The organism is Streptomyces sp. NPDC050121, from assembly GCF_044460385.1.
GTDB classification, from domain to species: Bacteria; Actinomycetota; Actinomycetes; order Streptomycetales; family Streptomycetaceae; genus Streptomyces; species Streptomyces soliscabiei.
The window spans coordinates 92890-105299 of the sequence record NZ_JBITJV010000036.1 but is presented as its reverse complement, the minus strand read 5'-3'; the positions used below and the strand labels follow the sequence as shown (position 1 = coordinate 105299).

At 71.5% G+C, this 12410-nt stretch carries 9 protein-coding genes and 1 pseudogene; 1 reads left to right on the top strand and 9 read right to left on the bottom strand.

Annotated elements, in window-relative coordinates; genetic code table 11:
* The 4 genes and pseudogenes from ACIBTS_RS38240 to ACIBTS_RS38225 form a co-directional block, all read right to left on the bottom strand.
* Window positions 1–442 (bottom strand): annotated as a pseudogene (locus ACIBTS_RS38240) (hypothetical protein); the annotation flags it as partial.
* A gap of 90 nt (window positions 443–532) precedes the next feature.
* Complete coding sequence (locus ACIBTS_RS38235) at window positions 533–1051, bottom strand: lamin tail domain-containing protein (protein ID WP_399325271.1); 519 nt, start codon at window positions 1049–1051, stop codon at window positions 533–535.
* A gap of 308 nt (window positions 1052–1359) precedes the next feature.
* Entirely contained in the window at window positions 1360–3600 is a 2241-nt protein-coding gene (locus ACIBTS_RS38230; protein WP_399325270.1) for an MMPL family transporter, read from the bottom strand.
* Between the two features lie 141 nt (window positions 3601–3741).
* Window positions 3742–4347 carry a TetR/AcrR family transcriptional regulator gene (locus tag ACIBTS_RS38225; RefSeq protein WP_399325269.1) on the bottom strand — a complete coding sequence of 202 codons (606 nt, stop codon included), beginning with the start codon at window positions 4345–4347 and terminating at the stop codon, window positions 3742–3744.
* Between the two features lie 205 nt (window positions 4348–4552).
* On the opposite strand from ACIBTS_RS38225, the gene ACIBTS_RS38220 reads away from it, so the two are divergent.
* On the top strand, window positions 4553–7810 hold the full coding sequence (locus ACIBTS_RS38220; protein WP_399325268.1) for a S41 family peptidase: 3258 nt from the start codon (window positions 4553–4555) through the stop codon (window positions 7808–7810).
* Here the strand turns inward: ACIBTS_RS38220 and ACIBTS_RS38215 are convergent.
* The 5 genes from ACIBTS_RS38215 to ACIBTS_RS38195 form a co-directional block, all read right to left on the bottom strand.
* Window positions 7799–8554 carry a hypothetical protein gene (locus tag ACIBTS_RS38215; RefSeq protein WP_399325267.1) on the bottom strand — a complete coding sequence of 252 codons (756 nt, stop codon included), beginning with the start codon at window positions 8552–8554 and terminating at the stop codon, window positions 7799–7801. The two genes, ACIBTS_RS38220 and ACIBTS_RS38215, sit on opposite strands and share 12 nt — an antisense overlap.
* 135 nt (window positions 8555–8689) lie before the next feature.
* Window positions 8690–8893 (bottom strand): hypothetical protein, encoded by a 204-nt coding sequence (locus tag ACIBTS_RS38210; protein WP_399325266.1) that lies wholly within the window; start codon window positions 8891–8893, stop codon window positions 8690–8692.
* Window positions 8894–8984: 91 nt separating this feature from the next.
* Entirely contained in the window at window positions 8985–9881 is an 897-nt protein-coding gene (locus ACIBTS_RS38205) for an SDR family oxidoreductase (RefSeq protein ID WP_319671099.1), read from the bottom strand.
* Complete coding sequence (locus tag ACIBTS_RS38200; RefSeq protein ID WP_399325265.1) at window positions 9878–10792, bottom strand: alpha/beta fold hydrolase; 915 nt, start codon at window positions 10790–10792, stop codon at window positions 9878–9880. The genes ACIBTS_RS38205 and ACIBTS_RS38200 overlap by 4 nt, the downstream gene beginning before the upstream one ends.
* The gene (locus ACIBTS_RS38195; protein ID WP_399325264.1) at window positions 10789–12345 is read right to left on the bottom strand and encodes a flavin-containing monooxygenase; all 1557 of its coding nucleotides are present in this window, start codon (window positions 12343–12345) and stop codon (window positions 10789–10791) included. The genes ACIBTS_RS38200 and ACIBTS_RS38195 overlap by 4 nt, the downstream gene beginning before the upstream one ends.
* Window positions 12346–12410: the final 65 nt, after the last annotated feature.

Genomic DNA, 12410 nt, shown 5'->3' with positions numbered 1-12410 from the left:
GCCCGTTGCGGTTAACGTCGCACGACGGGTTCGGGAGGAGGCCGCTGGGAAAAGGGGCAGCTCCGCTGCCACCTCGCCCGGCGGCCCACCTCACGGTGCCGGGCCGCGCCGAACGGAAGCCCTCCGGGGACACGTACGCCAGCGCCGCCGGGCCGAGCACCCGCGCCACGGGCAGCACCTCGCCGACCGAGACGCCGTCCACGACCGCCGCCACCGGCAGTCCCGCCAACGCCTCACGAACCGGCCCGGCCGCCCCCTCGCCCGGCACGGTCACGATCGCCGATCCGCCCAGCGCGACCACGCCGACCCACCCCGCAGGGCACAGTCCGGAGTGCGGGGAGGCCACCACGGTGACCTCACCCCTCGGCGGGAACGACACCGGCGCCCCGGCCAAGTCCATCCACAGCGCGCGGGCCCTCGCCCGCAGGGGATCCATCGGCATGTCCCGCATCCTCCCAGGACGTCGGCGCAAAGCGAGCGGCGCGCCCGACCCCAAGGAAGGGTCGGACGCGCCGCCGGCTGTGCGGGTTCGTCAGTGACGGTCCCCGCCGTGGTGCTCACGGTCCCAGCCGTGCTCACGGTCCCCGCCGTGGTGGCGGTCGTGGCCCCAGGACTCCTCGTCGACGAGGCGGTCGCGGTGGTTGCGCAGGGTGGCGGTGTCGGCGTGGTTGTCCCATACCTCACGTCGGCGATCCTGGAACAGGTCGGTGCGGGTGTCGCGGCCCTCTCCGGTGTGGATGCGGACGGTGGCGCGGCCGGCCAGGCGGTAGTGGCGGAAGGTGTAGGTGTCTCCGCGCTCGTCCGAGAGGGTCCACCCGTCCAGGTTGATCTCGTTGCGGGTGGTGTTGGTCAGCTCGACCCACTCCCTGTTCAGGGAGCGGCCGGAGCGGTCGTCCCGGCCCGGTGCGTCGTACTGCACGGCGCTGATCTCCACCTTCGGCCGGGCCTGACGCGGGTGGTCGGCGGCGGAGGCCGGCAGCGCCACCGTCCCGACCACGGCGGCGGCGAGCGCGGCGGCGGCGAGGCAGCGAGCGGAAACAGAAGCGGACACAAGGTCTCCTTGCTTGGTGCGGGTCGCGGCCCAACGGGCCGCACGGCCGACACTTGACCACCGACCACGGACCAAGCACCTTATTGACACCGCTTGTTACGAGCCGTCCACATTGTGGTGACAGTAGCCTTCAATGTCCATATATGTAACGAACGCACTGAACCCCTTGCCGTACCGGCCCGCGCGGCCCTGGGCGGGACCGCGCCTCACCCGAAAGTGGGTCACAAAGAAGGAGCCGGTGAGGGCGCCCCGTCCCCACGGAGCCCTCACCGGCGGTCTTTCAGGTGTACTGGCAGGTCAGGCGCGTGTCAGGCGCGTACCAGTTCCCGGTCCTCGTCGCCGTCGCGGGAGGCGTCGGCGTCGTCCCGCGTGCGCAGCCCCTCGCCCTCGACGTCGACGTTGGGCAGGGCGCGGTCCAGCCACTTCGGGAGCCACCAGGCCTTCTTGCCGAGCAGCGCCAGCACCGCCGGCACGATCGCCATGCGCACGATGAACGCGTCGAAGAAGACGGCGATCGCGAGACCGAAGCCGATCATCTTGATCATCGACTCGCTGGAGCTGATGAAGCCGCCGAAGACGGCCATCATGATGATCGCGGCGGCGGCCACGACCTTGGCGCTGTACCGGAAGCCGGTCACCACGGCCTGGCTCGGGCTCTCCCCGTGGACGTATGCCTCGCGCATCCGGGTCACGAGGAACACCTCGTAGTCCATCGCGAGTCCGAAGACCACGCCGACCATGAAGATCGGCATCATCGACATGATCGGGCCGGTCTCCTGGACGCCGATCAGGCCGGACAGCCAGCCCCACTGGAAGACCGCGACGACGGCGCCGAGCGCGGCGAGCACGCTGAGCAGGAAGCCGAGGGCCGCCTTCAGCGGGACCAGGATGGAGCGGAAGACCACGATCAGCAGAAGGAAGGCGAGGCCGACGACAAGACCCAGGTACGGGATCAGCGCGTCGTTGAGTTTCTGCGAGAAGTCGATGTTCATCGCGGTGGTGCCGGTGACCAGGACCTGTGCGCCGCTGTCGGCCTTGACGCCGACGCCCTGGTCACGGATGGCGTGCACCAGGTCCTCGGTCTGCGTCGAGGACGGCTTGGAGCCCGGGATGACGGTGATCGTGGCGGTGTCGCCGGCCTTGTTGAAGACCGCCGGGGTCACCGTCGCGACGTCCTTGAGGTCCTTGATGCCGTCGGTGACGGAGGTGGCCGCGGCCTGCGGGTCGTCGCTGTTCTTGGCGTCGACCACGATCATCAGGGGGCCGTTGAAGCCGGGGCCGAAGCCCTCCGACAGCAGGTCGTAGGCGCGGCGCTGGGTCGTGGACGTCGGCTGTGAGCCGTCGTCGGGCAGGCCCAGCTCCAGCTGGGTGGCCGGGACGGCGATGGTGCCGAGGCCGACCAGGCCGAGCAGCAGCACGGCGGCCGGACGGCGGATGACGAAGCTCGCCCAGCGGGTGCCCAGGCCGGGCTTGGCCGCCGGCTTGCCCTGCTCGCTGCCCGCCGTGCGCTTGTCGCTGCCCGCCTTGCGCTTCTCGCCCGTCGCCCGGACCTTCTTGCCCGCGTAGCCGAGGAGCGCCGGGATCATGGTCAGTGCGATGAGGACGGCGACCACGACCGTGCCCGCCGCGGCGAGGCCCATCTTGGTCAGCATCGGGACGCCGACGACCGAGAGGCCCGCCAGCGCGATGACGACCGTGAGGCCCGCGAAGACCACCGCGGAGCCGGCGGTGCCGGTGGCGCGGCCGATGGCTTCCTCGCGGTCCCGGCCCTCGGCGAGTTCGCTGCGGTAGCGGGAGACGATGAACAGCGCGTAGTCGATGCCGACCGCGAGGCCGATCATCAGCGCGAGCGTGGAGGTGGTGTCGCCGAGGTCGAGCGCGTTGGCGAGGGCGGTGATGGTGGAGACGCCGATGCCGACGCCGATGACGGCGGTCAACAGCGGCAGTCCGGCCGCGACCAGCGAGCCCAGGGTGATGACGAGGACGACCGCGGCGATGGCGAGTCCGATGACCTCACCGATGGCTCCGGCCTCGGCCGCGGCCTGCAGGGCGTCGCCTCCGACGTCGACGGTCAGTCCGGTGGCGCGGGCGTCGTCCGCGGCCTTCTCCAGGGCGTTGCGGGTCGAGTCCTTCAACTCCATGCCGGGGGCCTTGTACTTCACGGACGCGTAGGCGACCGTGCCGTCCTTGCTCACGGCGTGCGACGTGAACGGGTCGGCGACGGAGAGGACCTCGGAGCCGTCGCCCAGTGCGTCGACGGTCTTCTCGACGGTCGCCTTGTTGGCGGCGTCCGTCATCTTCTGGCCCTCGGGCGCCTTGAAGACGATGCGTCCGGTCGCGCCGTCGGCGCTCGCCCCGGGGAAACGCTGTTCCAGCAGGTCGAAGGCCTTCTGGGCCTCGACGCCGGGGATGGAGAAGGAGGTGGTGCCCGGGGCGGGCGCGGAGGCCGCGCCGACACCGGCGAGGGTCAGCAGCGCGACCCACATCAGGGCGACGAAGTGCCGTCGCCTGAAGGCGAGCCGGCCGAGTTTGTAGAGGAACGTGGCCACGGAGGCGTACTCCCGGTCAGGTCGTGGGGTATTCAGGGCAGGGTTGACCAACCCGCGGGGAGACAGGGGTGATCGGCCCGACGACGTGAGCGGTGACGTCAGGATGGGCGGACCGTGGGGACGGTCGGGTAGGGGGTGGTGTCAGCTGGTGGCAGGGGCGCAGAGGGCGGGGAGGACCACTGCGTCGATGTACGAAAGGAGGAAGTCCTGCGTCGGCGGCTGCTCGTCGAGCAGCGTGCGCGCGGCGAGCGCGCCGATCATCATGTGCATCATGAACTCGGCCGCCGGGCAGTCCGCACGGACCTCGCCCCGGTCGATCGCCCGTTGCAGCACATGACGGAACTCCGCCATCTCCGGCTCGATGAGGTGCTCTCGGAACGCCTTGAGCAGGTCCGGGTTGCCGTGGACCGCCATGGCCAGACCCCGCATCAGCGCGGAGTTCTGTTCCATCTGGCAGTCGTCCGAACGCAGCGTGAGGGCGCGCAGATCGCCCTTGAGCGACCCGGTGTCGATCTCACTGAGGGAGCCGCCCGGCTTGTTGTGCCGGACCGCCTTCGCCACCAGCTCGGGCTTGCCGCCCCACTGGCGGTAGAGCGTCGCCTTGCTGGACCGGGTGCGGGCGGCGACGGCGTCCATGGTGAGGGCGTCGTAGCCGACTTCGCGGAGCAGGTCGAGCACGGCCTCGTACAGCTCGGCCTCGCGCTCGGGGGTGATACGGCTGCGACGCGCCGTTGCGACCTCAGTCATCCCGTTCACCTTCCCACTCCGAACCGACACGGTTTCGTTTTCGTACATGACGAATGTAGCGCACTCTTCTGCGAAACGAAACCGTTTCGTACGTGTCTTGGCTCACGGCCCGACAGCGCTCTGCCGGCGCCTGCCATACCCCCCGCCCGCATGCGCACATATGTCATAAGTTGCTGCGGTCCATCCCCCGGAAAAGCATGGGAAGGTGAGCTATCTGCGTCTACCCCACCTCAGCGGTGACCTGTTGTGCTTCGTCGCCGAGGACGACCTCTGGCTGGCCCCCCTCGCCGACCCGGGCCGCGCCTGGCGGCTCACCGTCGACCGCACCAAGGCCGGCCACCCCCGCTTCTCCCCCGACGGCCGCCTGATCGCGTACACGAGCTGGCGCAGTCTCGTCCCGGAGATCCACCTCGTCCCGGTCGACGGCGGGCCGGGACGGCGGCTGACGTACTGGGGCAACTCCGACACCCAGGTCTGCGGCTGGACACCCCCCGACCAGCACGGCCACGCCGACATCCTCGCCGTCGCCTCCCACGGTGAACCCTTCTCCTACTACACCTGGGCCTACAAGGTGCCCACCGACGGCGCCCCCGGCCGCAAACTCCCCTGGGGGCCGGTCTCCGACCTCCAGGTCGCCGAGATCGACGGCGAGCGCAGGACCCTGCTCCTCACCGGCACCCCGCCGCACGAGCCCGCCGCCTGGAAACGCTACCGGGGCGGCGCCACGGGCCGCCTGTGGCTGCACGGGCAGCGGCTCCTGGAAGGCCTCGACGGGCATCTCGCCTCCCCTCTCTTCGTCGGCGGCCGGATCGCCTTCCTCTCCGACCACGAAGGCGTCGGCAACCTCTACTCCTGCGCCTACGACGGCTCCGACCTGCGCCGGCACACCGACCACGACGCCTTCTACGCCCGGCACGCCTCCAGTGACGGCACCCGCGTGGTGTACCAGTGCGCCGGGGACCTGTGGATCGTCGACGACCTCGCCGCCGGCTCCGAGCCGCGCCGGATCGACGTACGGCTGAGCGGGCCGCGGGCCGGACGGCGGCGCTACCAGATCCCGGCCGCCCAGCACGTGGACGGCATCTCCGTCGACGAGACCGGACGCGCGAGCGCCGTCGTCGTCCGCGGCAGCCTGTACTGGCTGACGCACCGCGACGGCCCAGCCCGGACGATCACCGACACCCCCGGGGTACGGGTGCGGCTGCCGGAGATGCTCGGCTCGGGCGGACAGGTCGCCTATGTGACGGACGCGGAGGGCGAGGACGCCGTCGAGATCGCCCACCTGCCGCGCGCGAGTGGCGACCGCGAGCCGCGACGGCTGGCCTCCGGGGAGCTGGGACGGGTGCTGGAGATGGTCTCCGACCCGGAGGGCGAGCGGCTCGCCCTGGCCGCACACGACGGCCGGCTCCTGCTCATAGACGCCACGGAGGACTCGAACGGCGAGGTCACCGAGCTGATCTCGTCGGTCAACGGCCCCGTCCGCGACCTGGCCTTCTCCCCCGACGGCAACTGGCTGACCTGGTCGCACCCGGGGATCGGACGCTCCCTGCGCCAGATCAAGATGGCCCGCACAAAGGACCGGCTGATCATCGACGTGACCAACGGCCGCTTCGAGGACGAGAACCCGGTGTTCACGCGGGACGGCCGTTATCTGGCGTTCCTGTCCTGGCGCGGCTTCGACCCCGTGTACGACGTGCACACCGGCGACCTGTCCTTCCCGCTCGGCTGCCGCCCCTACCTCGTGCCGCTGTCGTCGGCGACCCCCTCGCCCTTCGCGCTGACCCCGGAGGGCCGTCCGGCGGCCGGTGGCCTGGACCCGGTGGAGGAGGAAGACGAAGGCGCCGGCGGTGCCGTCACCGTCGAGATCGAAGGGCTGGAAAGCCGCGTCACGCCCTTCCCGGTGACCGCGTCCAAGTACTCGGCGCTGCACCCGGTGGCGGGCGGCGGGCTGGTCTGGCTGCGCTGGCCGATCTCCGGCGCGCTGGGCGAGACGTTCGCCAACCCGGACGACACCAGCGGGCGGCCGACGCTCGAGTACTTCACCATCAGCAAGGCGAAGAAGTCCGAACTCGTCGGCGACCTGGACTTCTTCGCGGTCAGCGGCGACGGCACCCGGCTCGTCGTGGTCGACGAGGGCGACCTGCGGGCGGTGCCGTCCGTCGAGTCCGGCGACCTCGACTCCACGGTCTGGATCGACCTGCGGCGCATCATGCACGAGGTGGACCCGGGCGCCGAGTGGCGTCAGTCCTACGAGGAGGCCGGGCGGCTGATCCGCGCCTACTTCTGGGAGCCCGGGATGTGCGGCATCGACTGGGACGCCGTCCTCGACCAGTACCGGCCGCTCGTCGAACGGGTCGCCTCGCCCGACGAGTTCGCGGACCTGCTGCGCGAGGTCCTCGGCGAACTGGGCACCTCCCACGCGTACGTCACCGCCGCCCGCCGCAACGAGGGCCCACCGCACTACCAGCGCCTGCAAGGGCTCCTGGGCGCCAACTTCGTACACCGCGAAGGCGGTTGGACGGTGCTGCGGATCCTGCCCGGCGACTCCTCCGACTCCAAGGCACGCTCACCGCTGGCCGGCACCGGGATCCGCGAGGGCGCGGTGCTCACGCACGTGGACGGCCGGGCCGTGGACCCGGTGACCGGCCCGTACCCGCTCCTCGCCGGCGCCGGCGGCACCACCGTGGAGCTGACCTTCACGCCCGCCGAGGGCGAGGCGGGCCGCTCCCGCCGGGTGGCCGTCGTCCCCCTCGTCGACGAACGCCCCCTGCGCTACCAGGACTGGGTGGCCAAACGACGCGCCGTGGTACGGGAGTTGAGCGGCGGCCGGTGCGGCTACCTGCACATCCCCGACATGGGCGGCTCGGGCTGGGCCCAGTTCAACCGCGACCTGCGGATGGAGGTGTCGCGGCCCGCGCTGATCGTCGACGTGCGCGGCAACGCGGGCGGCCACATCAGCGAACTGGTCGTGGAGAAACTGACCCGCACCATCCTGGGCTGGGACCTCACCCGCAACGCCCAGCCGGTGTCGTACGCCTCGAACGCGCCGCGCGGCCCGGTGGTGGCCCTCGCCGACGAGGCGACCTCCTCGGACGGCGACATGATCACGGCCGCGTTCAAGCTGCTGCAGCTCGGCCCGGTGGTCGGCCAGCGCACCTGGGGCGGAGTCGTCGGCATGACCGGCCGCCATCAGCTCGGCGACGGCACGGTCATCACCGTCCCGATGAACGCGGCCTGGTTCGACGCGTACGGCTGGACCGTGGAGAACAAGGGCGTCACCCCCGACCTGGAGATCCAGCGCACCCCCCTGGACTGGGCCGAGGGCCGCCACGCCCAACTGGCCGACGCCGTCCAGCTCGCCCTCGACCTCCTCACCACCAGCCCCCCGGCGACCCCGCCCGACTACGCCAACACCCCGGACCGCTCCCGCCCGAAACTGCCGCCACGCACCTCAGGAGGCTGAGGCGGGCGCGTTGCTGCCGGTCGGGGCCTGCGCGAAGTTGGCCGCGGCCACCACCTCGGGCCTGCGCACATACCCGCCGACGCTCTCCACCCGCACCACGAGCGCCAGCGGCGACGCCGTGTCGTACGCCCTGGCCAGTGCCCGGATCTCGCCCCGGGCGAAGAGCTGGGTCACGCCCGACGTCGCCAGCAGGGCACAGCCCGCGATCATCACGAGGCGGCTGCCGGGCGCGAAGGGATTGCGAGCCAGCACGACGATCGCGTGATCCACGAGCGTCGTCCCGTCCGGCGTCGACGCCCCGTACTCCTCATCACCGTCCACGGAGGCGATGCGGTACTCCGTCGGATACTGCCGGAACGCGTACGGCACGTTCAGCCGGTCGGCCAGCACCTGCCAGAGGGCGTTGCGCGCCGGTCCGCCGATCACCACCAGGTTCTCCTCGGCGTCGGACGCCATCTGGAAGGCCCTGGCCCGGACCGTGGTCACCTCGTGCCGCCGCAGCTCCTGGGAGAGGAACTGGCGCAGGTTCATCGCCGCGAGGGCGTCCGTCTCGGAGATCTTCGGATGCCCCGGCGTCCCACCGGTCGACTCCGCGACCACCATCACCACCCGCCTGCGCCGGTCGAGCCGCCACACGCGCGCGGCGGGCCTCCTGGTCCGCCGGTACTGCAGCAGGGCGCGGCCGAGCCACCCGACGACGAACGCCAGCAACGAAGCGATGAGGTTGACCGTCAGATCCTGCACGACCGGCTCCCCCTCGCCCTCGCCTGTGCGTCAACCAGCAGTGTGCAGCAGCGAGTTGGCACACGAGAAGGGGTGCCCCCCGTCGGGGACACCCCTTCCGTCAATCGCTGTTCGACGTCCGCCGGGAGCGGTGCGTCAGAACGCTTCGTCGTCGCGGTGGTGCGGGGCCTCCGGCGAGCGGCGCTCCGACTCCTCGCGCTCCGGACGCATACGCTCGGACTCCTCGCCCGGACGCTTCTTGCCGCGCTGCTGGACCTGCTCCTTGCCCTGCTGGGCCTTCTGCTTGGCCTGCTGCTGCCACTGCTCGGACTGGTCCTGGAACTTGTCCTTCATACCCATGTGGGTTCACTCCTGTGGGAGATGAGGGGATTGTGGCCCCGTGGTGGGGCCTCGACCAGATTCACACGGGCGGTCACGGCGCGCATGTCGATCAACTACGCTGCGTAGTCCTCGCCTGTCGCGCCTGCTCGTCGGCGGAGCCGCCCGCCCCCACCAGCCCCGTCCGCATCCCCTGCAGCCGGGGCGCGAACCGCCGCATCTCCCGCGCACCGACCCTCCCGATCAGCCCGGGCAGATATCCGCGCACCCCCTGCATCCCCCGCAGCCACCCCTGCCCGTACACATGCGCCGAGCGCCGCTCGATCCCGGCCACGAGCCGGTCGACCGTCGGCCCCAGCGGATACGTCCTGTTCGCCGGCCACGGCAGCCGCTGCCGCAGCTCCCGCATCACCTCCTCCTGATCCGCCCCGCGCACCATGTCCGTGTCCGTCCAGGACAGATAGCCGACGCCGACCCGGACACCCCGGTGGGCGACCTCGGCGCGCAGACAGTGCGCGTACGCCTCCACCCCCGACTTCGACGCGCAGTACGCGGTCATCATGGGGGCCGGGGTGATCGCGGCGAGGGAGGCGATCTGCAGCAGATAGCCCCGGCTCTCCACGAGCACCGGCAGGAAGGCGCGGGCCGTCACCGCCGAGCCGATCAGGTTGACCTCGATGACCCGGCGCCAGGCCTGCGGGTCGGAGTCGGCGAACGGTCCGCCGCTCGCCACACCCGCGTTGGCGACGACGATGTCCACCTTCCCGAAGCGTTCCTTCACCTCCGCCGCGACCCGCGCCATCGCCTCCTGGTCGGTGACGTCGGCGTACCAGTGACCGCTGTCGCCGTGCAACCGCTCGGCGACCCGCTTGAGTTCGTCGGGCTCCAGGCCGACCAGGGCGACCTTCGCACCGCGCGCGGAGAGCTTGCGGGCGAGCAACTCGCCCACGCCCCGCGCGGCCCCGGTCACGACGGCGACCTGCCCTTCGAGACTCACCCTGCCGCTCATGCGCCCTCCTTCAACTGCGTGTCCGGGGTGTGCGTGGTGTGCGTGGTGTACGTGGTGACGAGTTCGCGGATGCGTGCCGTGACGAGCTCGGGCGCCTCGACCGGCGTCATATGGCCGAGGCCGGCCAGTTCGGTCAGGCCGACGCACCGCGGGAGCCCGGCGGCGATCCGGCGGGCCTGCACCGGCGGGGTGAGCCGGTCGCCGGTGCCGACGACCACCGCCGTCGGCACGCTCAACTCCCGTATCCCGTGGTCGAGATCGAGCAGACTCAGCACATGCCCCCAGGTGTGGCGCACCCGGCGCGGGCAGGCGTGCACGATCCGGGCGCACGTCTCGACCAGGTGCGGGGCCGAACCGGCGCCCATCGTGGCGTACTTGAGGATCGCCTTGGCGACCGGCGTGACCGGCCCGAGGGGCGCCTTCGACCCGAGGACCTGCCGGGTCAGCCAACTCCGCAGCCGGCCGGGCCGGATCGGCACCACGGTGGCCTCGGCGACCAGCCGCGAGGCGCCGGTGCTGCACAGCAGGACGGCGGCCGCGTGCTCCCGGAAGGCGTCCCGGGCGGCCGCCGCCAGCACCGTCATGCCGCCCATGGAGTGACCGGCGATCACGGCCTTCTCGCCGGGCGCGAGCGTCGCGCCGAGAACGGCGAGAAGGTCGTCGGCGAGGACGTCCGTGCTGCACACCGCGCTCGGCGGGGTGCGTCCGTGGCCGCGCTGGTCGTAGGCGATGACCCGGTGATCGGCGGCGAGATCCCGGATCTGGGCCGCCCAGAAAGCGGTCGAGCAGGTCCAGCCATGGGCGAGGACGACGGCGGGGCCGGTCTCGGGGCCGTACACCTCGACGTGCAGCGGGGCGCCGTCGGCGGAGACGGCGGTGAGCTCGCGGGGGGAGCCGCCGAGGACGCTCACGCGGTCACCTCGTCCTTCTTCTCGTCCATGTTCTCGCCCTTCGTCTCGTCGTTCTTCCCGTCACCGCTGTCGGCGTTCTTGACGACGGCGGGGGTGCGCAGGACCTCGTACTCCGCGAGGTCCACGCGTCGCGTCGCGCGCCGGAACTCGCTCGGCGTGCCCGGCCAGATGGTCGTGTTGCGGCCACTGGCGTCCAGGTACCAGCTGGTGCAGCCGCCCGTGCTCCACACCGTGCGCTTCATCCGCTCCTGCACCCGGCGGTTCCACGCGTGCACGGCGCTCGGCCGGGCGTCCAGGGCGGCCCGTCCTCCGAGGACGTTCAGCTGCCGCAGATAGTCGGCCAGGTAGTTCAGCTGGGACTCGATGATGAGGATCATGGAGGAGTTCGCGAGGCCGCTGTTGGGGCCGATGATCGTCATCCAGTTGGGGAAGCCGACGGCGCAGGTGCCGCGCAGGGCCTCCATGCCGCCCTGCCAGCTCTCCGCGAGGGTGCGCCCGTCGGCGCCGACCACCCGGTCGGCGATCGGCATGTCGGTGACATGGAACCCGGTGCCGAAGACGATCGCGTCGGCCTCGGTCTCGGTGCCGTCGGCGGCCACCAGCGTGGACCCGCGGACCTCGCTCAGGCCGCTGGCGACGACGTCCACGTTGGGCTGCGCGAGGGCCGGATAGTAGGTGCTGGACAGCAGGATCCGCTTGCAGCCGATGCGGTAGTCCGGGGTCAGTTTGGCCCGCAGGGCCGGGTCCTTGATCGCCCGGGCCATGTTGCGCTTGGCGAGCTGCTCGACGAAGCCGAGCTCGTTCGGGTGCTTGGTGAAGGCCTGGACCTGCAGCTCCCGGATGCCCCACAGCAGCCCGCGCCGCAGCTGGGCGGTGACGGGCAGCGCCCGGTGGAGCGCACGCTCGGCGCCGCTGATCGCCCGGTCGACGCGGGGCATCACCCACGGCGGGGTGCGCTGGAAGACCGTCAGCCGCGAGACGTCGGGCTGGAGGGCGGGCACGATCTGGATGGCGGAGGCGCCGGTGCCGACCATGGCGACACGCTGCCCGGTGAGATCGTGGTCGTGGTCCCAGCGGGCCGAGTGGAAGACCTTGCCCGGGAACGTGTCGAGCCCCGGGACGTCCGGGATCTTCGGGTCGGACAGCGGCCCGGTCGCGGAGACGACGACGTCGGCGAGGTAGCGCCCCGCACTGGTCTCGATGTCCCAGCGCAACTCCTGCGCGTCCCACGTCATCCGCAGGACCTCGCAGTCGAGGCGGAGGTGCGGACGCAGCCCGAACACGTCGGTCACCCGCTCCAGATAGGCGCGGATGTGCTTCTGCCCGGAGAAGGTGCGCGGCCAGTCCGGGTTGGGCGCGAAGGAGAAGGAGTACAGGTGGGAGGGGACGTCGCAGGCGCACCCCGGGTAGTCGTTGTCCCGCCAGGTTCCGCCGACGCTGCCCGCCCGCTCCAGGACGACGAAGTCGGTGATCCCCTCGCGGCGCAGTCGCACGGCGGCCCCCAGACCGCCGAAGCCGGACCCGATCACCGCCACCCGTACGTGTTCGGTCATCCCGACACACCTCCCAGCCGTGCGCACCACTTCGCGGACTCTGCGGACCCTGCCAGTGAACACTG